Source organism: Aurantiacibacter xanthus (assembly GCF_003584015.1).
Lineage (GTDB): Bacteria > Pseudomonadota > Alphaproteobacteria > Sphingomonadales > Sphingomonadaceae > Alteraurantiacibacter > Alteraurantiacibacter xanthus.
Genome location: NZ_QXFM01000144.1, coordinates 50,180 through 73,947, shown reverse-complemented (window position 1 = coordinate 73,947; position 23,768 = coordinate 50,180). Strand labels below are relative to the sequence as shown.

Annotated in this window: 14 protein-coding genes; 10 read left to right on the top strand and 4 right to left on the bottom strand. The window is 62.4% G+C overall.

Going from position 1 to position 23,768, the window contains the following annotated elements:
* Positions 1 to 303: 303 nt before the first annotated feature.
* A complete protein-coding gene (locus D2V17_RS19810) occupies positions 304 to 1,296 on the bottom strand; it encodes a LysR family transcriptional regulator (RefSeq protein WP_119594868.1) in 993 nt (330 codons plus the stop codon).
* A 49-nt stretch (positions 1,297 to 1,345) separates the two neighbouring features.
* Between D2V17_RS19810 and D2V17_RS19805 the strand changes: the two genes are divergently transcribed.
* From D2V17_RS19805 to D2V17_RS19790, 4 genes are read left to right on the top strand one after another with little or no spacing between them, the layout of a single operon-like run.
* The gene (locus tag D2V17_RS19805) at positions 1,346 to 2,566 is read left to right on the top strand and encodes a CaiB/BaiF CoA transferase family protein (protein WP_119594867.1); all 1,221 of its coding nucleotides are present in this window, start codon (positions 1,346 to 1,348) and stop codon (positions 2,564 to 2,566) included.
* Positions 2,563 to 3,867 carry a serine hydrolase domain-containing protein gene (locus D2V17_RS19800; protein ID WP_119594866.1) on the top strand — a complete coding sequence of 435 codons (1,305 nt, stop codon included), beginning with the start codon at positions 2,563 to 2,565 and terminating at the stop codon, positions 3,865 to 3,867. The genes D2V17_RS19805 and D2V17_RS19800 overlap by 4 nt, the downstream gene beginning before the upstream one ends.
* Positions 3,867 to 5,177: a CitMHS family transporter gene (locus tag D2V17_RS19795; protein WP_119594865.1), complete on the top strand. Its 1,311-nt coding sequence runs from the start codon at positions 3,867 to 3,869 to the stop codon at positions 5,175 to 5,177. The genes D2V17_RS19800 and D2V17_RS19795 overlap by 1 nt, the downstream gene beginning before the upstream one ends.
* Complete coding sequence (locus tag D2V17_RS19790; RefSeq protein ID WP_119594864.1) at positions 5,174 to 6,067, top strand: hydroxymethylglutaryl-CoA lyase; 894 nt, start codon at positions 5,174 to 5,176, stop codon at positions 6,065 to 6,067. The genes D2V17_RS19795 and D2V17_RS19790 overlap by 4 nt, the downstream gene beginning before the upstream one ends.
* A 117-nt stretch (positions 6,068 to 6,184) precedes the next feature.
* Here the strand turns inward: D2V17_RS19790 and D2V17_RS19785 are convergent, their stop codons facing one another.
* Complete coding sequence (locus D2V17_RS19785) at positions 6,185 to 8,416, bottom strand: beta-glucosidase (protein ID WP_119594943.1); 2,232 nt, start codon at positions 8,414 to 8,416, stop codon at positions 6,185 to 6,187.
* A gap of 377 nt (positions 8,417 to 8,793) precedes the next feature.
* On the opposite strand from D2V17_RS19785, the gene D2V17_RS19780 reads away from it, so the two are divergent.
* The 5 genes from D2V17_RS19780 (at position 8,794) to D2V17_RS19760 (ending at position 18,930) form a co-directional block, all read left to right on the top strand.
* Positions 8,794 to 11,709 (top strand): TonB-dependent receptor plug domain-containing protein, encoded by a 2,916-nt coding sequence (locus D2V17_RS19780; protein ID WP_191229323.1) that lies wholly within the window; start codon positions 8,794 to 8,796, stop codon positions 11,707 to 11,709.
* An 81-nt stretch (positions 11,710 to 11,790) separates the two neighbouring features.
* On the top strand, positions 11,791 to 13,449 hold the full coding sequence (locus D2V17_RS19775) for a carboxylesterase/lipase family protein (RefSeq protein ID WP_119594862.1): 1,659 nt from the start codon (positions 11,791 to 11,793) through the stop codon (positions 13,447 to 13,449).
* Between the two features lie 659 nt (positions 13,450 to 14,108).
* Complete coding sequence (locus tag D2V17_RS19770) at positions 14,109 to 16,664, top strand: TonB-dependent receptor (RefSeq protein ID WP_191229322.1); 2,556 nt, start codon at positions 14,109 to 14,111, stop codon at positions 16,662 to 16,664.
* Between the two features lie 75 nt (positions 16,665 to 16,739).
* The gene (locus D2V17_RS19765; RefSeq protein WP_191229321.1) at positions 16,740 to 18,080 is read left to right on the top strand and encodes an APC family permease; all 1,341 of its coding nucleotides are present in this window, start codon (positions 16,740 to 16,742) and stop codon (positions 18,078 to 18,080) included.
* A 31-nt stretch (positions 18,081 to 18,111) separates the two neighbouring features.
* Positions 18,112 to 18,930, top strand: a complete 819-nt coding sequence (locus D2V17_RS19760) for a response regulator transcription factor (protein ID WP_119594859.1) — start codon at positions 18,112 to 18,114, stop codon at positions 18,928 to 18,930.
* A gap of 19 nt (positions 18,931 to 18,949) precedes the next feature.
* Here the strand turns inward: D2V17_RS19760 and D2V17_RS19755 are convergent, their stop codons facing one another.
* The gene (locus tag D2V17_RS19755) at positions 18,950 to 20,341 is read right to left on the bottom strand and encodes an aminotransferase (RefSeq protein ID WP_119594858.1); all 1,392 of its coding nucleotides are present in this window, start codon (positions 20,339 to 20,341) and stop codon (positions 18,950 to 18,952) included.
* Positions 20,342 to 20,541: 200 nt separating this feature from the next.
* On the opposite strand from D2V17_RS19755, the gene D2V17_RS19750 reads away from it, so the two are divergent.
* The gene (locus D2V17_RS19750) at positions 20,542 to 21,786 is read left to right on the top strand and encodes a Zn-dependent hydrolase (RefSeq protein WP_119594857.1); all 1,245 of its coding nucleotides are present in this window, start codon (positions 20,542 to 20,544) and stop codon (positions 21,784 to 21,786) included.
* Positions 21,787 to 21,844: 58 nt separating this feature from the next.
* Here the strand turns inward: D2V17_RS19750 and D2V17_RS19745 are convergent, their stop codons facing one another.
* Positions 21,845 to 23,593 carry an amidohydrolase gene (locus tag D2V17_RS19745; protein WP_220474170.1) on the bottom strand — a complete coding sequence of 583 codons (1,749 nt, stop codon included), beginning with the start codon at positions 23,591 to 23,593 and terminating at the stop codon, positions 21,845 to 21,847.
* Positions 23,594 to 23,768 lie beyond the last annotated feature (175 nt).

Here is a 23,768-nt window from a genome sequence, read left to right as displayed (position 1 = left end):
GTCTGATCCAGACCTTGGCGTTGGGCAACACGCTCGCGCAGGCGAAGCGGGGCCCGGATCGGTGGTGAAGATCGCGGGGTCTGTCGTAGTGGGCCTGCGCTTCCTTCAGCATTGCGTGCGGCCGATTGTCCAATGATACAATATTTCGATTAATGGATCAGGGATTTGAATTTCCACGCTTGGTGGCCGCGCGTCATGATGGCTCGGGCGTGCTTCTGTTGAACAGGAGCGAGGAGAGGAAAGCTAGTCTTGGGCGAACTGAAAGCCAGAATTTCGCGCTTGAGCAAGGTGTGCGGTGCGCAGCTATTCCCGTCCGCTTTGCGCACCGCTGCGATCGGCGGCTACCGGGGGCGCGCGCAAATTGCGCAGGATTTTCAGGAAGGCGGCTGCTGGCGGGCTGATCGGGTTATCCCTCGTCCGGATCACAGAAAGCGAGCGTTCGATCTGTGGCGCAATCAGGTCGACGGATCGCAGATCTTCAGCGGGGCCGACGACGGCCGAACTGGGAAGGATCGCCACCCCGAGGCCGGCGCGCGCATAAGCGATAGCCGACGGCATCTGGTTTGCCTCCAGCGCGAAATCGGGAGCGATACCCGCCTCTCGGCAGCCCCGTTCCACCAAGCTTCGCACTGTGGTCCCGTCGCTCATGGCGATGATCGGCATTGCGGCAAGTTCGTTCCACTTGAGGCTTGTGTCGTCTCCCAGAAAGTCGGTGGTGCCGAGTGCCACAAGCCGGTCGGTGAGAATGGGGTCGGCGGAAACCATCTCGGTGGAGGAAACATAGCCGATGCCGAAATCGACCTGGCGGCGGGTGACGCGCTCCACCACCTCGTCTCCCATCACGTCAACAATCGAGATCGAAATTCCCTCATGCTGCCGTGCGAATTGGGCGGCTGCCTCGGGCAACAGATAGGTGCACAACGAGGGCAGGGCGGCGATGCGCAGGCGGCCGCGTCGCAATTGCGTGTAATCCTGAACTTCCTGCACCGAACGTTGCAGATCGCCCACGATGCGGATCGCAGAAGAGAGGAACTCGCGGCCGGTCGGGGTCATCTCGACCGAGCGCGTGGTTCTGATCAAAAGCTGCATCCCGAGATCCTGCTCAAGCTGCGATATGAGCGAACTGAGCGCGGGTTGCGAAATAGCGAGGAACTGCGCCGCCTTCGTGAAATGACGGTGCTCGCAAACCGCGACAAACGCATGCAAATGTCGAAATTCAATCCGTTTTCTAGCCAAGACAGGTGTCCGTGTTCGTGAAAATTCAATCCGCTTGCGAAATAAATCCTCGCAATTCATTTGGCAGGCAAGAGGAAATCGGTGTCGGTCCGATGGCTCGGGTGTTCTGATGCTGTCGTTGCTGAAGGGAATCCGCGTTCTGGATCTGACCACGGTCGTCCTGGGGCCTTATGCCACGCAGATACTCGCCGATTTCGGCGCGGATGTAATCAAGGTGGAACCGCCCACGGGCGACGTCTTCCGTTCGGTCCGGCCCGGACATTCGAAGGATCTCGGCGCCGGGTTTCTCAACACCAACCGCAACAAGCGGTCGATCGGGATAGACCTGCGAAACGACGCCGGGCAGGAGGCGTTTCGGGGGCTGGTCCGTCAGGCGGACGTGGTGGTTCACAACATGCGTCCGAAGGCGGCCCGCAAGCTGGGTGTCGACTTCGACACGGTGAAGCGCCTCAATCCGCAGATCGTGTACTGCTTCGCCGCTGGCTTTGCCCATGGCAGCGAGCGGGAGGACGATCCCGCTTACGACGATACCATTCAGGCCGCCGCGGGCCTGGCCTATTTGAACAGCAATGCCGACGGAGAGCCGCGTTTCGTACCCACCATTCTCGCCGACAAGGTGGGCGGACTGCATCTTGCGCTGGCCGTACTGGCGGCACTGGCCTCTCCCGCCAGGGGGAGCAGGCCGCTGTGCATCGAGGCGCCGATGTTCGAAAGCCTCGTATCGTTCCTGATGGTGGAGCAACTGGCCGGGCGCACCTTCGACCCTCCGCTGGGCGGGATCGGTTATGCCCGTCTGCTGCCCGCGCATCGCAAGCCGTTCCGCACGAAGGACGGCTATATCAGCCTGCTTCCCTATACCGCTCAACACTGGAGCCGCTTTTTGCGACTGGTCGGACGCGATGATCTGTGTTCGGACCCGCGGGTGACCGATTCGGTGGAGCGAAGCCGCAACGTCGGCATGCTCTCTGCCATTATCGAAGAATTCACACCGCACCGCACAACGGACGAGTGGATCGCGCTTCTGCGAGAGCACGACATTCCCCACGCACGGGTGAACCGGATCGAGGATCTGCTGGACGATCCCGAACTGGGCGTTGCGGACATGATCACTCGGTTCGAGCATCCAACCGAGGGCACCCTCCTTTCCGTACGCTCACCGTTCAACGTTGTGGGGGAAGAGGCTCCGCTGGAGGATAAGTGCGCGCCGGCGCTGGGAGCTGACACGAGCGAAGTGTTGCGCGAGGCCGGGTTCGATGAGGCGGCTATTGCGCGATTGCTGGAGCAGGGCGGCGTTTACGGGCCGCAGCCGCAGGAAATGGTGGCGAAATGATGGGCCTTGTATCCGGCAAGCGCCATATGGCCTGCGTGCTGGCGGTCCTTTCGTCGGGCGTGGCGGGCTGTGTGAATGCCGACTTGCCCTCGTCGGCGGAGTTATCCGTTGCCCCCGCGCAAACCGCTGAGGTCCTGCAGGACGAACTGGCACATTTGGTGGCCGCAGGGCGCATACCCGGCGCCATGGTGCGCATCGCGCGCGCTGACAAAACGCTGGCCGATGTGACAGTCGGCTACCGCGATCTCGCAGAGCGCGTTCCGCTTGGGCAGGACAGCATCTTTCGCTTCTATTCGATGTCCAAGCCGATCACTTCGGCAGCGATCATGATGCTGGTGGAAGAGGGCAAGCTCTCGCTCGATGATCCGGCGGCGGATTACCTTCCCGAATGGAGCGACATGCGCGTCTATGTCTCGGGCGGGCTGGAGGATATGGTGACGCAGCCGGCCCGGCGGTCGATCACCATTGCCGACCTGCTGACCCACACCTCGGGCATCACCTATCATTTCACCGGCGATACACCGGTTCATCAGTACTATCGCCGATACGGTGTGATGCGCGACACGCCAGTAGGGCGCAGGCCCGAAGACGGCCCACCCGCGCGCGATCTGGATGAACTGGTCGAGCGGCTGGGCCACGCGCCGATGCTGCACCAGCCGGGCGAGGAGTTCGCCTACAGCTATTCCACCACTGTGCTGGGTGCGATTATCGAGCGGGCGAGCGGAATGCGGCTCGACCGTTTCCTGCAAGAGCGTCTGTTCGTTCCGCTGGGTATGACCGACACAGGCTTTTTCGTAAGCGATGCCGATCTGCCGCGATTCATCACCCTTTACAGCGCAAACGAGGATGGATTGAGCGTGGTCGAGCTGCCCGCCAGCTCCGACTACCGTGACACGGCGCGCCTGCTGGACGGGGGCGGAGCGATTGCCGGGACCATGGACGACTATGTGCGCTTTGCTCAAATGCTGGCGAACGGCGGTATGCTGGATGGTCGGCGCATCCTGTCCGAACAAAGTGTCGCGGCGATGTTGGTGCCCCGCGTGAAAATCGGCGGGATGGGGGCGGAGACCACCTGGATCGGTTATGGCCTTGCGCTCGGTACGCCAGAGAGCGAGGCCGGCTTCGGATTGCCAGCGGGCGGCGGAAGCTGGTCGGGTTCTGGCAACACCTATTTCTTCATCGACCCCAAGCGCAAGGGTGTTGCCGTGCTGATGACGCACTTCCTCGACGGCGCCCAGGTGCAGGGCGAACTGCGCGATCTCGTCAACCGCAGTTACTATAGCCTGGTCGCAGGCGATTGATGCTGGCGCTGGTCGGCCTCCTGACGATTGTCGCCGCGCTGGTGGCGATCCTCAGCAAGCGGCTTTCGCCGCTGGTGGCGCTGGTGCTGTTCCCGCTGCTGGCCGCGTTGTTGCTGGGCATGGGAGATGAGGTCGGCGGCTTCATGGCCGATGGCATGGTGACGGTGGCGCCGATGGCGGCGATGTTCCTGTTCGCGATTCTGTTCTTCGCGATCATGGCAGAGGCGGGCCTGTTCGCGCCAATGGTGAACGCTATCGTGCGGCTGACGCGCGACCATCCGCCTTATGTGGCTGTCGGCACGGCAGTGCTCGTCTCCATCGTTCACCTCGACGGTTCGGGCGCCTCGACCTTTCTCATAGCCGTACCGGCGTTGCTGCCCGTCTATGACCGTCTCGGCATGGATCGTCGCATGCTGGTGTGCATCGTCGCGATGGCGGCGGGAGTGGGCAACATGCTGCCGTGGGGCGGGCCAACGCTGCGCGCGGCGGCAGCGCTGAACATCGAGGTGATGGTGCTGTTCCAGCCGCTGATCCCGGTCTACCTCACCGGGCTGGCAGGCGTGCTGGCGTTCTCGTGGTGGCTCGGCGTCCGGCAATGCCGGGAGGTCGTCAGACCGGCAGGCGGCTCAGCGGCTGACCGGGCAGCGAGCAAGGGCGGGGCTGGGGACGGGGCTCCCCAACCTGTCAGGCTCGACTGGCGCTTCGCGGTAAACCTGCTGACGGTCATCGCGGTGATCGCGTTGATGCTGTCCTCCCTTCTTCCGCCTGCGGTGGCCTTCCTGATCGGTGCTGTCGTCGCGATGATCGTCAACCTGCCAGGCGCGGAAAAGCAGCGCGAGGCAATCCAGCGCCATGCGCCCGCGGCGATCTGGATGGTGGCGATCCTGTTCGCGGCGGGCGCCTTCACCGGCATTCTGCGCGGTTCCGGGATGCTGGATGCAATGGCGAACCAGGGTGCCGCGCTGCTGCCGCAACAGGCCGCGGCGAGGTTGCCGGTGGTGTTGGGATTCGCGTCCATGCCGCTCAGCCTGCTGTTCGATCCCGACAGCTTCTATTTCGGGGTGCTGCCGGTGCTGGCAAGCATTGGCGAGGCTGGCGGGGTGCCCGCCGCAGAGATGGCGCGGGCGGCTCTCGTCGGGCAGATGACCACCGGCTTCCCGGTCAGCCCGTTGACGCCTGCCACCTTCCTGCTGGTGGGGCTTGCGGGCGTCGATCTGGGCGATCACCAGCGCTATGCGATTCCGTGGCTGTTCGCGCTCAGCGCAATCATGACAGTTGCCGGGATTTTATGCGGAGTGATCCAGCTATGACCGCCGTGGAGATCGTCGAAGTTTCGCCGCGCGATGGCTTGCAGAACGAAAAGCGGGTTCTGTCTACCGCCGACAAGGTGGCCCTGATCGACAGCGCGGTGGCGGCAGGCACGCGGCGCATCGAAGTGGCGAGTTTCGTCCATCCGAAGCGGGTTCCGCAGATGGCCGACGCCGAGGACCTATGCGCCGCGCTGCCCCGGAAAATGTCAGCAACGACGATTGGCCTCGTCCTCAACCGGCGGGGCGCGGAGCGTGCGCTGGCCACACGGGTGGACGAGTTGGGGGCGGTAGCCTGCGCGTCTGACGGCTTTGGCATGGCCAACCAGGGCCGCACCGCCGAACAGACAGTAGATGATGCCATCGAGGTAATGGACATGGCACGTGCGGCGGGTCGGTGCACGCAGGTGACGATATCGGTCGCGTTCGGCTGTCCGTTCGATGGCGAGGTCGCGGTTGAGCGTGTCGTCGCTCTGGCGCGCCGTCTCGCTCAGGCCCAACCGCGCGAGATTGCCTTCGGAGACACGATCGGGGTGGCGACGCCCGCCCACGTCACAAGTCTTGTCTCGGCGTTGCGGTTGGCCGTTCCGGGTATCCCGCTGCGGATGCACTTCCACGATACGCGCGGCACAGCCATCGCGAATGCATGGGCATCGTTGCAGGCCGGGGTGAGGGTGCTGGACGCTTCGATTGGGGGGTGCGGAGGGTGTCCCTACGCGCCCGGCGCCAGCGGGAACGTGGCGACGGAGGACTTGCTCTATATGCTTGGCCGTACGGGCTTCTCGACCGGCATCGATCTTGAACTGACGAAGCAAGCCGTACCGTGGCTTGAAGCAAGGATCGGTCGCGAACTGCCGGGCCGTCAGGCGAAGGTGGCGCGTTTTCCGGCTTAGGAGATCCGCAAACGAGGGGGATGTGGGGGCACTTGCGCTTTGCAGCCTCCAGCCGCCGGTAAAGCCATTGGTGGCAGGCGAAGGCCGGGAGGCGTGGCGCTCCCGGCCTTGCGCATATCAGAACCGATTGGTCGGCACGGTCATGGCCGGCATTGCCACCTCCACACTGCCTGCGAATTCGCGTGAGGAATGCGCGAGGTGGAAGGTATATGTGCCCTCGGCGATGTTCCAGCCTCCAGCAGCCTTGCTGAAGGTGGCCATCATGCGCGGATCGACGAGGATCGCCACTTCGCTGCTCTCGCCTGGTTCCAGCTCCACCTTTTTGAACCCGGCGAGGCGGCGAGGGGCTTCGAGCCCCGGACCGGAGACGTAGATCTGTGCCACCTCCTTGCCTGCCACACTGCCGGTATTGGCAACCTCGAACCGCAATGTCACCGCGCTCCCGGCGGCATTGGCCGACAGGTCGCTCAGGCTGAACTGTGTGTAGGACAGGCCATGGCCGAACGGGAAAGCGGGCGCGTGACCGTTGGCGTCGAGCCATTTGTAACCGACCGTCGCTCCTTCGGTGTAGTGCACGTCGCCGTGCTGTGGCTCTTGCGGATGCGGCAGCTGGTCGAGGCTCTCGATAAAGCTGACGGGCAGGTGGCCCGATGGGTTGACCGCGCCGCTTATCACGTCGGCGATGGCTTGGCCGCCTTGTGTTCCGGGGAACCAGGCGGCGAGGATGGCGGCGACATCGTTGCGCCAGGGCGTAAGCACCACACCGCCCGTTTCCAGCACGACGACCGTGTTGTCATTGGCCTCGGCCACCCTCTGGATCAGCGCATCCTGATTGTCGGGCAGGGTTAGCGGGATGTCGATGCTTTCCGCTGCCCATTGCGTGGCGAAGACGATGGCAATGTCTGCGGTCTGCGCCGCACGGGCGGCGGCCGCCTGATCGTCACCTGTGACGAAAACGATCTCGGCGTTCGGATAGCGCGTGCGCAGCGCCTCCAGTGGGGAGAAGGGGTAGAACATCTTGGGGCCGGGCCACATGCGCGGCTCCGCTTCGGGCACGGCATTTCCGCCCACCGGGTAGACGAGCGAGGATCCTCCGCCTGCGAGCACGCCCCTGTCGGCATGACCGCCGATCACGGCGATACGGCGCGCGCTGGAGGCCAGCGGCAGCACCCCGTGATCGTTCTTCAGCAGCACGATCGAGTCGGCGGCGGCCCTGCGGGTGACCTCTGCATGCGACGCGAGCATTTCCGCTTCAAGGTCTGGCGGCGCCCCGGTCACTGGATGGTCGAACAGGCCGTGTTCGACCATCGCATAAAGGATACGCGAGACCGAGCGATCGACCAGCTCTTCGCTCACCTCCCCTGCGGCCAGCGCCTCTGCCAGCTTGGCCCCGAAATATTCCTCCTGGTCGAAGGGATAGCCGGATTGCTGGTCCTGCCCGGCCTTCAGTGCTTTTGCAGTGGAATGGGTAGCACCCCAGTCCGACATGACATAGCCGGGCCACTGCCAGTCATTGCGCAGCACGTCAGTGAGCAGCCAACTGTTCTCGCACGAGAAATCTCCATCCACGCGATTGTAGGAGCACATGACCGAACCGGCGTTGCTTTTCTCGATGGCGATCTTGAACGCCAGCAAGTCCGACATGCGGGCAGCGTCGTGATCGATGATCACATTGCCCGCATTGCGATCGGTTTCCTGATCGTTCAGCGCATAGTGCTTCACCGTGGCGATAATCTGGTTGGACTGGACGCCGGCCGTCGCCGAGCCGACGATCGTGCCTGCCAGCAGCGGATCTTCGCCACCATATTCGAAATTGCGCCCATTGCGCGGTTCGCGCTCCAGATTGACACCGCCCGCCAGCATGACGTTGAAACCGGACGCGCGGGCCTCGGCCCCGATCATCTGGCCCCCGGCGAAGGCGAGTTCAGGATCCCAGCTTGCCGCCACCGCAAGATTGGAGGGAAGGGCGGTACGCTCGCGCTTGTTCCGGGCGAAACCCTGCGTGGCCACGCCGATGGCCGCATCCGTTTGCCACTGTGGCGGAATGCCCAGCCGGGGGATGCCGGGCACATAGCCCGCCGACCCTTCGCGTGCCTCTGCCGGAGGCGTAAAACCGCGCGGCGGGAAGGCAGTGCCAAAATAGCCCATCATCAAGGTGATCTTCTCATCAAGCGTCATCTGTTCGATGAGGAGATCGACACGTGCCTCCGATGGAAGGTCGGTGTTCATCCACGCGCGATCCTGCGCGGCCTGCACCACGGGCGCGGCCTGTTGGCCCAGGGCTGGCGTGAGGGATACCGTTGCGGCTCCAGCCAGCAAGGCTGCGCCTATCCATCTGTATGCTGTCATCTTGTCCTCCCACTGAGCGACCGGCTCATCTTGGCGCCGCACGGCGCCACCGGCCTTCGCAATCGCTTCGGGCTCGCGCGTTGGCGGCGATGCCCGAGCCTTTCGGCAAGGCATCGGTTTTGTGGGAGTCAGGGTAATAGGACAAGTTGATTTCGGTTATCGATTAATCGTGATTTCAGATTAAATACGATCGTTCTTATTTAGAACGTATGCTTATCAATATATCTGGAAATTCGATTTCCTTATAGGACTGTCTCTCCCTCATCTTGTCTTGGCAGAGTGGCCAGGGGGCATTTGGCTTTCAACACGAAAGACCAGCCCTGAAGCCGCCAGTGCGATGCAGGAATATGCGTCGCAAGGGAATGGAGAGGGCAAAAATGAAACCAGTTGCACGCCAGAAGTCCGTCCTGTGCGCCTGCGTGAGTAGCGGAGTGCTCGCGCTGATGATGGCTGCCGCGCCGGCCCATGCGCAGGATCCTGCCGGTGTGTTCGACGAGCATGCTCAGGATGAGGATTCCGATGACGTCATCGTGGTGACCGGCACGAACATCCGCGGCGTCGAGGCGGTCGGCAGCGAGACGATCTCGCTGGGCCGCGAACAGATCCTGCAGAGCGGCAGGGCCAATGCGGCCGACGTGGTTCGCACTCTGCCCCAGGTGCGTGATCTGGGCGAATTTCGCGAAGGCGGGACGCAAGGCGGCAACAATAACCAGCAGGGCAATGCCATCAACCTGCGTGGTCTGGGGCAGGCGGCGACACTGATTCTGGTGGATGGTCGCCGGATTGTGAATACCGGCGCATCGCAGACTTTCTTTGAGGCCAACGCCATCCCGATGGCGGCGCTCGAACGGATCGAGGTGGTCGCGGACGGGGCCTCCGCAGTCTATGGCTCGGATGCGGTCGCAGGCGTCGTCAACTTTGTCATTCGCAAGGATTACGAAGGCGCCGAAGTTACCATGCGAGCCACCAACAACAGTGGCGGTTGGGAATATACGCCCGGCATCACTGCGGGCACGTCGTGGGAAGCGGGTGGTCTCGGCCAGGGCAATATCCTGGTGAGCTACGAATATTCGCACCGCGAGGCCTATCGCCGTTACCAGAACCCGTATTTGCGACAGGATCGCTCGCCCTTCGGCGGGTTCGACGCCCGGCTGAACGGCACGGACGCGACAGCCGGCTACAACGGCAATATCGTCGTGCCGACCGTCGATCCGGATGGCCCCTTCGGTCCGGCCCAGCCCCCGCAGAATCAGCAGATCCCCGCAGCGGGTGCCAACATTTATTACGGGATTCCTTCCGGCACGAACGAAAACCTGTCAGCCGGCGATCTCCTGTTCAACAATCCCTCCCTGCTCGATTCCGCCCTTTTCAACGATTACACCGGCGAAATGGAGCGCCACCAGGTCGCGATATTCTTGAATCAGAGTATCGGCGACCGGATCGAGTTCTTCGCGCAGGGGAGCTATAACAATCGCAGCACAGTCTCGCAGACCTCGCAGGGGGTCATCGCCAATGTGCAGCTTAAACCAGTCCTGTACGATCCGCAGACAAATACCCCCACCGGCACGCCCAATCCCTATTACATCGACGGGCTGACCAACGGGCCGTTGTCCGTGCAGTACAATATGCTCCAAAGTGTCGGCACGAACAACTGGACCGGCGAGAACGAATCCTACAACATTACCGCGGGTCTGAAGGCGGAACTGCCGTTCGGATGGGACGGCGAAGTCTATTACACCTACGGCCGCGACGAGGCCTGCAATTACTGCCAGCTGGGTACGAACATCAACCTTGCCGCGCTCCAGTACCAGATCGACATCGGCGCCATCAATCCGCTGAACAATGTCGATCGCCTGGGGGGAGAGGTTATTTCCCGTTTCACTGGCGACAATATCCAGCGCAGCGGCAATGGTCTCGATGACTTCGTTATCAAGATAAATGGCCCGCTTTTCGCACTGCCGGCAGGGGATGTTCGCGCCGCGGTGGGTGGTGAACACAACCAGGTCTATAACTACAATATCAACGGCGCGAACCGGCCTTACACCAACGAATTCGTGCTCGACACGGATGAGACGAGCAGCCGGGGAAAACGGACCATCAAATCCGCCTTCGCCGAACTTTATATTCCGATCATCGGGGATGCCATGAACGTCCCGCTGGTCCAGTCGCTGACAGTCAGTGCGGCAGTGCGTTACGACCACTACTCGGACGTGGGCAGCACCACCAATCCCAAGTTCAGCGCCACCTGGAAAATCAGCGACGCGCTTAGCCTGCGCGGGTCGTGGGGCACCTCGTTCCGTGCGCCCAACCTGCCGGACGTCAACCCGACGGCGATTTCCAGCGGGGGTGCTTTCCCCTTCTTCTACACCGGTGCCGATCCGCGTTTTCCGCAAGGACCGATCAGCGTTGGCTACGTCACGGGGGCCAATCCCGACATCAAACCCGAAAGCGCGACGAATTGGCAGATCGGCTTCGATTTCGAGCCTCTCGACCGGTTGCGTCTGTCGGCAACCTATTACAATATAGCGTACGAGGACCGGATTGCCGGGCCGGATGTGTTCGGAGCGTTCTTTAACCCGACCACCTATCCCGACTATCTCGGCTATGCGCAGTTCATCTTCCCGATCAACAACCCGGCCACCTGTGTCAACGGCGACTTGTCGACCTACGATCCTGTGCTGGGGGGTTATCTGGGGCGGACGCTGCTTTACGTAAACGGCCTGAACGATCCGTGTTCGATCGACGTGTTGCTGGACGGCCGGAACACCAATCTTGCCGCCACCAGGCAGGACGGGATCGATGCCCAGATCGACTATTTCCATCCAACCCCATGGGGCGGGCTTTCGTTTAACCTGGCCGCCAATGCGGTGCTCAGCAACGAACAGCAGGTGGTTGAGGGCGAACCGTTTATCGACCGGACGGGTTTCTATTCCTCGCCGATCAAATGGCGCGGGCGCGGTTCGGTGGGGGTGAATTACGGCAGGTTCAATGCCACGCTGTTTGGAAACTACACCGGCGCCTATACCAACGATCAGGCGGTCAATGCCCAGAACCAGGCGATCGCCCCGGTGGAGATCGATCCCTATGTCACGCTCGACCTGAGCCTGGGTTACAGGGGCGATGGTTTCGGAAGCGGAAGCGGCTTCGTGAAGAGCTACCGCGCGGGGATCAACATCCAGAACCTGACGGACCGCGATCCGCCGCTGGTCTTCACCACCGGCGGGGTATTCAACCCGACCTATTCCAACCCGTTCGGGCGGACCTTTACCTTCACCCTTTCGGCCGGTTTCTGAACGCCGCGCTCCTCAATCCTGCGGACGCGCCGCAACAGGCCGCCGCCTTCAAGACGAACCTGTTTCCCTGGAGACTGTACCATGACCAGAACATCGATCCTCTCCCTCTTGCTGGCGGGGGCTTGCCTGGCAGTTCCGCAACTGGTCCTGGCGCAAACGACGCAGGTTACCATCGCAAGCGGAACGATCAGCGGCAGCTCGGAAGATGGCGTGCTGAGCTGGAAAGGCGTGCCTTTCGCGCAGCCGCCAGTGGGCGACCTTCGCTGGCGCGCGCCGCAGCCTGTCCAGCCGTGGAGCGGGGTTCGTGAGACCACGCAATACAGCAACGATTGCATGCAGGTCCCCTTTCCCAGCGATGCGGCGCCGCTCGGCACCGAACCGGCGGAGGATTGCCTTTACGCCAACGTCTGGCGTCCTGCTCAAGGCGGTGACGATCTTCCTGTGATGGTATGGATCTACGGCGGCGGGTTTGTGAACGGCGGGGCGTCACCACCGACATATTCCGGCGCCAACCTTGCGCGGCAAGGGGTTATCTTCGTTAGTTTCAACTATCGCCTTGGCAGGTTCGGCACCTTCGCTTTCCCACAGCTCTCCGAAGAGAACCCCGATGGCGTTCTCGGCAGCTATTTCATGCTCGATCAGGTCGCGGCGCTGCAATGGGTGCAGGAGAATATCAAGGCCTTCGGCGGCGATCCCGACAATGTGACGATCATCGGCGAAAGCGCTGGCGGCATGTCGGTGCACAATCTCGTGACCTCGCCGCTGTCGCAAGGCCTGTTCGAGCGTGCGGTGGTGATGTCGGGCGGGAGCGCGCAATCCGATGGAGGCAACAGGCTGGCGGATATCGAGCAGTTCGGGGTGAACCTTGCCCGGCAATACGGCATCGATCCGGATGCGTCGGATGCACTCGACCGCTTGCGGGCCCTGTCGGCTGAGCAAGTCACCGATGGGTTGAGCATGATGGCGCGAGGCGACGGCCCGCCGACCTATGCCGGTCCGTTCGTCGACGGCACCGCGCTGGTCGATCTCGACGAAGCCTATGCCAGTGGTAAGTTCGCGCGGGTGCCGATGATGATCGGTGCCACCAGTGCGGATATGGGCGGCAAGAGCGGGTTCATGATCGCCGGCGCGCGCGATGCCTCCAGCATGCTTGCCGACATGGGCATTCCCGTCTGGCACTATCGCTATTCGTATGTGGCGGATTCGATCGGTCGTCCCGGCGCGCAGCACGCGGCCGAGATCCCCTATTTCTTCGATACCACGGCAATCAAGTATGGCGACGCTACCACCGAGAAGGACATTGCCGCGGGCAAGCTGGTCAGCAGCTACCTGCTCAATTTCGTGAAGACAGGCGATCCGAATGGACCGGGCCTTGTCTACTGGCCGCAGCACACCCGCGCAGGCGATGAGATCATGGATTTCGCGGTGAGCGGGCGGGCGGAGCCGCAACGCGACCCATGGGGGCCGGAAATCGAGGAAGAGCGCCGCGCGATCCAGGTCGCGCTCGCGTCCGGCAAATACAACAGCCTGACGACCCCGCTCGGCCAGATGCTGGATGATCCGCAGGCGCACGCGATCCTCGAACGTTACCTGCCGGAACTGGTCAATTCCGAACAGATTGGCATGGCGCGGGGGCAGAGCCTTTCCGCGCTGTCGGTATACCTGCCGCAGGTGCTGACCGATGAGATGATGGCGCGGATCGACACGGAACTGGCCGCCGTGCCGATGTCTCCGCAATAAGGTTCGTGCCCGTGAACACCCGGTTGCCCGGCCTCCCGGTTCGGCCGGGCAACCTGCCTTACGTTATCCCTTCGCGTGAGGCTTCATTACCTCGTTGATCGACCCGGTGGTGGCAGAGAGGAAGGGATGTTTACGCCTTCCAACGTGGAGGCGCGGCTTTCGGCTTTCGTTTTCTTCATCGCCCTATGGTTGCGGCGGCATCGTGGCCGCGTGATGATGCCGGAGGTGGCCAATCTCGCGGCCTGTCTGCTGCTTGTGCCTGGCCTTTTCCTGAGTGAGCGCGAACACCATCCAGCAGGTGCGCGGATACACTGGCGACAGCCCTTTGCGCCCCATTGGTGCAAATATTCAACATCTTCCGAGGCTTCATCGAGCCGACCGTTGGTGCGGTGGTGTTCCGCGCTGGCGTGGAATGTCGCCCCGTCGCCCACGCCAGTTGCGTGCGCCCTGAACAGTCCAAATCCCACCTCTCGAACGGACCGCCTCCCAAGGTGAGGTTGCGTCTGGCGCCTCGCCCGGCGTCGATCGGCGGCCCTGCCTGTACCCCCGCAGGGTGACTTGCTGATCGGATGGGTGAGGGGGACTATTCCTCAAGTCAAAAAGACACGCAGGTCAGGAACGGATCATCAACCTACCGAAACATAGGGGGGAATTCGGGAATGAGAAACGTAGTATTGCTGGCAGGCGTCTCGCTTGCGGCCTTTGCCGGGTTTCCCGCGATGGCGCAGGTCGAGCCGAAAGCTGCCTCGGGTCAACTCGGTACGATCGTTGTGACAGCGACGCGCCGCTCGGAATCGATCGAGCGTACCCCGGTCAGCGTGGCGGCGTTCGACGAAGAAACCATGGAAGTCGTAGGCGCGAAGAAGATCGATGATCTCGTCAGCCTGACCCCCGGCCTAGAACTGGGGCGGACCGTAACCGGATCGAACAACATCTCCATCCGCGGGATCTCCTCGGGGGCCGGTGCGGGGACCACGGGGGTCTACGTCGACGACACCCCGATCCAGGTCCGCAATCTGGGCTACGGCGCGGGGACGGCCTTCCCGGAGATTTTCGATCTTGAGCGGGTCGAAGTGCTGCGCGGGCCGCAAGGCACCTTGTTCGGCGCCGGGTCGGAGGGTGGCACCGTCCGCTTCATCCAGACCGCGCCCAACATGGACAACTGGTCGGGCTATGCGCGCACGGAGATTTCCACCACGCACAATGGCGATGAATCCTATGAGGCGGGCGCCGCAATCGGCGGGCCGATCATTCCGGGCGTGCTCGGTTTTCGCGGGCATGTCTATTACCGCAAGGATGGCGGATATGTGGATGCGGTATTGGCCGATGTTGCTCCGGCCACCGACAGCAGCGGCAATCCGCCGGCGCCGGAGTATCCTTATGGCAACCTCGTCGACTTTACGACAACGCAGGTTTTGCGGGAGGATACCAACAGTTCGGATGCACTGACCGCGCGCCTCGCGCTGGAATTCCAGCCGACCGACTGGCTCAGCATCACGCCATCCGTCAGCTATCAGCGTCTGCGCCGCGATGACGGGCTGGGAGCCTTCTGGATCGCGGGGTCCGACCTTGACGATGCCGACTATGTGCGGCGGGTGAACTTCCAGGGCGATCCTGCTTCGAACCCGCTTTTTACCCAGGTCGATATTCCCGATCTTGAATCGGCGAACGACACATTCTGGCTATACTCTCTGGATACCGAGATTGATCTGTCGGATAGTGTCCAGCTCATCAGCAACACGTCGTATTTCGATCGCGATAGCGAGACCTTTATCGACTTCACCGTTATCGACGCTTTCCAGTTTGCCTTCGAGTTCTTCGTACCCGAAGGCTACAAGTCTGTTTCGGCCTATGGTGTGTCGCAGGAAAATTTCGTTCAGGAAATTCGCCTGCAATCGTCCGACACGTCGTCACCCTTCAATTGGGTGATCGGCGGCTTCTACTCGGAGAACAAGCAGGGTTCGACGCAGAACATCGGCAACAACTTCGTGGCCAACCTCCCGGTTCTCCCGCTCTATGGCGGCGTGGCGGGCGGCAATCCGTTCGGGCCGGGCTCCTCGGCAATCGAGAACGCCTTCGGGACCCCGCTCGTGGGAGCCAAAAACAGCTCCTATATCGAGAACCGCGATCTGACCGAGAAGCAGCTGGCCGGTTATGCTCAGGTCGAATACGAGGTCGTTGAGGATCTCACGCTTATCGCCGGCGTCCGCGTCGCAAAGAACGATCTCGAGCTGGACGCCACGTTCCGCGGCCCCCTCAACAACGACAATGCTCCTTACGGTGCGCCGTGTCCGGCGGGGGAGACCTGCACCATCAGCTCTGGAACCTACGCGCCGGTCTATGTCGATACGACAGGGTTCAAGAACTCGGAAACGGCTGTCACGCCCAAATTCGGGATCTCCTGGCAGGCGACGCGGGACCATCTCTTCTATGGCACGATTGCCAAGGGCTTCCGCCCGGCGGGCGTAAACGCGCGCGTTCCGGCGCAGTTCTGCGGGCCTGACCTCGCAAACATCGGTTATGTCGATGGGCAGGGCAACCCGACACAGCCGGGAAGCTATGGTTCGGACTCGGTCTGGAGCTATGAAGTCGGCTCGAAGAACCGCTTGGCCAACGGCCGCGTGGGCATTGATGTCAGCGCCTATTACATCAACTGGTCGAATATCCAGAACAGCGTGTTCCTGCCCACCTGCCTCTATGTCTTCGTCGACAATCTGGGCGATGCAACGTCGAAGGGCGTCGATCTGGCTGTGGACCTCGAACCTATCGACGATCTGCGTATCGGCGGAACGGTGGGCTATAACTCGACGACCTACGATGACGATGTCGTTACCCCCGATGGCACGGTTCTGGGCGCGGCAGGAAGCCCCATCGGGGCGACGCGGCCCTGGCGTTTCTCGCTCTATAGCCAGTACAACCTCGACCGGTTCTACGCCCGCGCGGACCTTTCGCACCTGACCAGGGCCCACGAATATGGCGAAACCGATCCGGCATCGCCGCAGTTCGATCCGCGTTCGCGCCCCGATGCTGCCTACACCACGATCAACCTTCGTGTCGGGGCAGAGTTCGGGAATGTCGATGCGTCGGTCTTTGTCGATAACCTTACCAACGCCTCGCCGCTGTTCGGCCTCGACGCCCAGTTCAACAACGTGGTCTATACAGCGTCGTCGCTGCGGCCGCGTACGCTGGGGCTGACGGTTTCGTATCGCTACTGATGCAAAATGTCAGGGAGCCGGCCATTGCCTTGCAGTGGCGGCTCCCGGCATTCCGGAAAGGACGGAGATACTGTCATGACAGTTACCTCGCGCGATACGGCCAGTTCGCATCCACAAGACACCGATCCCAGGCTTAGCCGCGTGATGGGCACGTTCTCGCTCACCATGTTCGGGCTGGCCTATCTGGTGCCTCTGACCGTCTTCACGACCTTTGGCACGGCAACGGAGATAACGCAGGGTCATCTCCCGCTCGCCTATGTCATCACGACAATCGCGATGCTTTTCACCGCGCTGAGTTATGCTGCACTTGTCCGCAAGATCCCCTCGGCCGGATCGGCCTTCGCCTATGTCTCGTCGGCCTTCGGCCGGCGAACCGGGTTCGTGACAGGGTGGACCTTGTTGCTCGACTATCTGCTGCTGCCGGCGATCAACTACCTGATCATCGGTATCTATCTCAACGCACAGTTCCCCGCGATTCCGAGCGCGATCTTCATAGTGGCGGCCATCGCCCTGGTCACAACGCTGAATATCGTCGGGGTCGACGTGGTGAAGCGTGCCAGCCTGATTCTGGTGGTCGGCCAGATCGTCTTCGCGGTAGCCTTCGTCGCGATCGTATTCCTGCGTGAGGAGACGGTGCCGGTGATCGCGCCTTTCTATTCCCCGGGCCTCGAATGGAACGGGTTGTTGGCCGGTGCCGCGATCCTGTGCCTTTCGTTCCTGGGCTTCGATGCAGTCTCGACACTGTCGGAAGAGGCCCGCGATCCGCAGCGCACCGTGCCTCGGGCGATTTTGCTGACCGCGCTGATCGGCGGTGCGCTGTTCATCGTGCTGTCCTATGCGGGCGCGCTGGTAATCGGGGATTGGCACCATTTGGCGTCGGCCGATACGGCAGGGCTGGAGGTGATGGCCCCGCTCGGACCCGTCATCTCGGCAGCCTTCATCGCGGCCTATCTCGCCGGGTGCATCGCTTCTGCCATTGCTTCGCAGGCCAGCGTCTCGCGGGTGCTGTTTGCAATGGGCCGGGAAGGGCAACTGCCAAAGGCCTGGTTCGGGCACCTCGATCGGCGCTTCAGTACCCCGACCTATGCCATTCTCACCGTGGCGCTCTTTTCGCTGGTCGCCGTTGTTGCCTCCCTGGAAAGCCTCGCTTCGCTGATCAGCTTCGGCGCCCTGTTCGCCTTTTCCATGGTCAACCTCTCGGTGCCTGTCATCTTCCGCGACCGTCTTGAGCAGAGGTCCGCTGTCTCGGTGCTGCGATACCTTGTATGCCCGATCATCGGCTTGCTGCTTACCATCTGGCTGTGGTTCAGCCTGTCGTGGCTGGCGCTGACGGTTGGCTTGCTGTGGCTGGGTGTCGGGCTTATCACGAGTTTCGCGCGCAAGTCCTCTTCATCGGCTTTGTCGCAGCCGGGGTGATCGTAATCGTGCAGGCAAGGTGTTGCATCGGATGAATCAGCCGGAAAGCCCTCCGAAACGTCGCAGGCCGCGCCGCGGCGATGACCCGGATCCGTTGCTGGAGAGTGTATCGGCCCCGCTTGCACTGGCGATTTCGTCTGTCGGCTCGAACGGGTTTGGGGAGCGTCTGGCCGATATGCTCGAAGGGCTAAGCGGCTATACCTCGACCGTCGTTGCTGCCCTTTCCGAGAGCACCAAGCCGGTGCGGCTGTTCAGCAATCTCAATGCGGAGGAAGAGGGGACAACGCTGCGCCCCTATTTCGATGGCACCTACCTGCTCGATCCCTGGTACAACATGGCCAGTTCCCAGATCGAGGACGGTGTCTACCGCTTCTCCGAATGCGTGCCCGACGGCTTTCGCAAGAGTGAGTACTACCTCACGTTCTATGCCACGACCGGCCTGACCGACGAATGCGGGATATTCGTGCGCCTGAGCAAGCAGATCTGCCTGGTGACGATGTTGGGAATTCGCGCCTCGGAAGAGGGGGACAGGAAGCGCGGCCAGCTCAGCGAATTGCGGGCGCTGTTCCCGGCAATTCGGGAACTGATGTATCGGCAATGGTCAAGCCTTTCGACCATCGCATCCAATTCTGCCGAGAACCTGCAGAGCATGTGTCGGGCACGCGGGCTTGTCGGCCGCGAGGTGGAAGTGACCGGGCACCTGTTGCGCGGCTTCTCGAACAAGATGATCGGCCGCGAACTGGGGATCAGCCACGAGACGGTGAAAGTCTACCGCAAGCGGATCAATCGCAAACTGGGAACGCGCAGCACGCGGGAGATCTATTCGATGTTCTTCCGCAAGAATTTCTAAGCGCGCGTCCCCTGCGCGCTCACGATGCTGCAGCCCTCGACATCAGTTGCCCCGAAACATCCTCGATGGCCTGATCGAGACTATCGACAAGCGTATCCACCTGTTCGCGCGAGATGATCAGGGGCGGTGACAGAATGATCGTATCACCGACCGGGCGCACGATGACGCCATAGTCGCGGGCCCGGCCGAACACCACTTCGGCGGCGGCAAGGTCCGGCGGGAAATTGCGTTTGGCATCGCGATCCGACACCAGTTCGACCCCCGCCATCAGATGATCTCCGCGTATATCGCCCACAACGTCATGGCGCGAAAGGCGCTTCAGCTGCTGCTGGAGATAGGGCCCGGTATCGCGAACCTTGCCGAAGATGTCTTCCCGCTCGTACAGCTCGATGGACTTCAGCGCCGCGGCGCATGAGACCGGGTGGCCCGAATAGGTGAAGCCGTGGCTCAACACCCCGCCGGGCCCCTGCGGCTTGCTGATCACCTCATACATCCGCTCGGAGAACACCGCCGCGCCGATCGGACAATAGCCCGAACTCAGCCCCTTCGCGGTGATGAGGATATCGGGCACATGGCCGAACCGGTCTTCCGAGGCGAACCAGTGGCCGAGCCTGCCAAAACCCGTGACGACTTCGTCGGCAATGTAGAGAATGTCGTTTTGCTGGCAGACCTCGGCCATCCGGCGGTGATAGCCTTCGGGTGCCACGAGCACGCCGCCAGCCCCCATCACCGGTTCGGCGATAAAGGCGGCGATGTTGTCCGCGCCCAGTTGCTCGATCCGATGGCGGGCTTCGTCGATCAGGAAATCGCAGAACTGCGCTTCGTCCATGCCTTCGGGTCGGCGATAGCAATTGGCCGCCGACAGATGATGGACGATGTCCTCGGCAATTCGGTCGAAGCCGTAGTGGATGCCGTGAATGCCAGTCAGCGCTGCGGCGAAATAGGTCGAACCGTGATAGCCGCCGTTGCGGGCGAGGATCTTCTTCTTCTTCGGCTTGCCCAGCCGGTTGAAATAGTAATGCGCCAGCCGGATCGCCGTGTCGTTGGCAGTGGAGCCGCCCGTGGTGAAGAAGACGTGGTTGAGGTCTCCCGGCGTGCGCTCGGCCAGTTGCCGGGCGAGCAGCGCGGCGGGCGTGTTCGTCGAATGGCCGAAGGTGTTGAAATAGCCCAGTTGCTGCGCCTGATCGCCCATGGCCTGGGCAATTTCGCTTCTGCCATGGCCAAGGTTCACACACCACAGGCCGGCAATACCATCAAGGTAGGAGCGCCCAGCCTCGTCGACGATGTACATCGCATCGCCATGGCTGACGACCTGGCTGCCGCTATCCTGAAACGTCGTGAAGTCGGTGTAAGGATGCAGGAAGTGATCCCGATCAGCACGCCAGGCATCCGATTTCGCGGTACTGTCCATTACTTCGCTCCCAAAAATACATCAGCAGGATTTCTTGGTGCCGAGACTAATGCGCATGGAGAATGCCGATAGTCCCCCCAAAGGGGTATGCGAGGGGCGTGGCATGCGGTGCAGATGTACCCTCTCGGGGTAGCTTGAAAGCCGGTCGCTCAAGCGGTCACACTGGAGCTTTGCACCAGAGCAGCACAAGGACGCGGTAGATGAGCGATGATCCCAAAATTGACGGCGCACGGCTGTGGGACAGCCTGATGCAAATGGCGGCAATCGGCGCGACCGACAAAGGCGGCTGCAATCGGCAGGCCCTGACCGATCACGACAAGGAAGGGCGCGATCTGTTTGTGGCATGGGCCGAGGCCGCCGGGTGTTCCATCACCGTGGACGCGATCGGCAACATCTTCGCCCGGCTGGAAGGCAGCGATCCTTCCGCAGAGCCGGTCCTGATGGGCAGCCACCTCGATACTCAGGCAACCGGAGGCAAGTTCGACGGGGTCTATGGCGTGCTCGCAGGGCTGGAAGTGGTGCGCACGCTGGTCGATGCGCAGGCGCGCTTTGCGAACCCTTTGGAAGTTGCCGTCTGGACCAACGAGGAGGGATGCCGGTTTGCTCCTGCCATGCTGGGATCGGGCGTGATGAGCGGCACCTATTCGCTCGAAGATGCCTACGCCGCGACCGACAAGGAAGGCTTGCGCCTGGGCGACGAGCTGGAGCGGATCGGCTATCGCGGCGAGGTTCCGGCCTCGCCAAGGCCCTATGCCGCGATGCTCGAAGCGCATATCGAGCAGGGGCCGATCCTCGAGGCAGAGGAAAAGACCATCGGAGTGGTGACCGGCATTCAGGGCGCCCACTGGTTCGATCTGAAGGTAATCGGGCAGTCCGCCCACGCAGGGCCGACCCCGATGACCATGCGCAAGGACCCATGGCGCGCAGTTGCGCCCATCGTATCGCAGGTGCTGGCGCTGGCCGATGCACAGGCGCCCTGGGGGCGGGCGACGATTGGCGATATCTCCGCGCGACCGGGCGCGCGCAACACGGTGCCGCACACGCTCTCGCTCAGCCTCGACATCCGCCATCCCGATGCCGATGTGCTTGCCGCGATGGAGGCGGACATGCGCCGGATCATCGAGACGGCCTGTGCCGAGGCCGAGGTGGACTTCGCGCTCGAAGAGGTGTGGCACATGCCGCCGACCGCCTTCGCGCCGCATCTGGTGGATGCGATAGAGCAGGCTGCCGGAGCGCTCGGCTATGCGCATATGCGGCTGGTCAGCGGGGCAGGGCACGACAGCCTCCACACCGCGCAGTTTGCGCCCACCGCGATGATCTTCGTGCCCTGCGCCGATGGCCTTAGCCATAACGAGCTGGAGTCGGCGGAACCGGCAGACCTCGAAGCGGGCGCGAACGTGTTGTTGAAAGCGGTGGCAACGCTTGCCGGGGTGACAATCGGCTAGCGGATCGATTGCTCCCCGGAAAAAGGCCGCCTTTTCCGGGGAGCAACAGGTTTGCCGATTATTCGGCCTCGAACACCGGACGGCCTGCGAAATAGGTCGCCTTGATCCCCATGTCGAAGATCTGCGGGTCGACCGGCTCGCCCACCGTTCCACCAAGGATGACAAAGTCGGCCCACTTGCCTTGGGTGATCGAGCCGATCTGATCGCCCCAGCTCGTCGTTTGCGCGGGCGAGAGCGTGTAGGCCTTAAGCGCCTGCGCGAAGGTCAGCGCCTGCTCGGAGTGCCACGGCTCTCCCTCGTTGAAGCCGACGTGGTTGGTGCGATACATCGCATCGCCCATCTGCTTGAGCGGATCGAGGTACATCGAGGTCGTGCCGTCGGCACCGAACATGACCGTGGCGCCGGTGTCGATCAGCGACTGCCAGGTATAGGCGCGGTCTTCGCGTGCCGGTTCGATCCGTTCCTCGATATAGGCCACGGCCTTGGTCATGTGGTTCGGCGTCATCGAGGCGACCACGTTCAGTTCGTTGAAGCGCGGCAGGTCTTCCTTGCTCAGCAGTTCGACATGCTCGATCCGCATCGGCAGCGTCGCGGTGCTGCCGGCGCGGGCCTTCTCATAGGCGTCGAGCGAGGCATGGACAGCGCCGTCGCCGATCGAGTGAATGGCGACCTGAAACCCGCCAGCTTCCAGTGCCGAGACCTCTGTCGCAAGATCTTCCGGCTCGACGAACCATGCGCCGGTCCACCCCGGCTGGTCGCGGTAGGCGTCAAGCAGAACGGCGGTATGAACCGACAGGACACCGTCGTTGATCAGCTTGACGAAGCCCATTTCGAACAGCGGCCCGACCTCGTCCTCGAAGCCGGTTGCTTCGACCAGAGCGCGCACGCGCTGCTGCTCGGCGTGCAGGTTGGCGACCTTTTCCTCCATGCTGCCGGGCTGGCGCATCGGGTCCTTGGCCGGATCGAAGCCGCCGAAGAAACCATGCCACATGCGCATCGTCAGGCCGCCATCCTGCAACACATGCAGCCAGTCGTCATAGGCGGCCATGTTGTGCATGCCGGTGATGCCGAGGCTGTTGGCATAGTGGATCGCGGCGGGCAGCGCGGCATAGCGTTGCTCGTCGGTCGGGCGCGGGATGAGCGCGCGCACGAGGTCTACCGCGCCTTCCTTCAGGATACCGGTGGGCTCGCCCGTTTCGGGGTCGACCACGATCTGTCCGCCCGGCGGAACCGGCGTATCGGCGGTGATACCGGCCAATTTGATCACGGCGGAGTTTACCCAGACAAAGTGGCCGTCGATATGGGTAAGGACGGCGGGACGGTCGCCCACGATTGCGTCGAGGAATTCCTTGGTCGGCAGGACATCGTCGATGATCGTGTGATCCCAGTTGCTGCCCAGCAGCCATTCGCCGGGGGCGAGGCGCTCGTTCTCTTCACGGATCAGCCGCGCCCACTCTTCGTGCGACTGCACATAGAGATTGAGCCGATTGCTATCGCCGCTGAAGTGCGCATGGGAATCGATGAAGCCGGGCGTGACCGTGTGGCCGCCCGCGTCGATAACCTCGGTTTCGCTATCGGCGAGCGCGCGGATTTCCTCGTTCGTGCCGATAGCGGTGAACTTGCCATCTTCGACCGCAAAGGCCTCTGCACGCGGATATTCTTCATCGACGGTATAGACGTCGCCGTTGACGACAATGAGATCGGGCCCGGCCAGCGCAGGCGTTGCGAACAGCAAGGCCCCCAGCGATGTCGACATTGCCCATCCGGCCTTGCCGAGAAGTCCTTGGGGCGAGCGATAGGCAGTCATGGGTGTTCTCCTCGATATCTTGCTCTGTTTGCATGGTGCGAGTGGCCTGGATGTGTCGCCTGTTCTCCGGGAGCTACTCTTACGGCCGAGGCTATGCTCCGAGGTCCGGGCAGGACATTCCCCCAGAGGGGTTACACCCGCCTCTCGCAAACGCCCTTGAAGGCCGGAAGCTAAC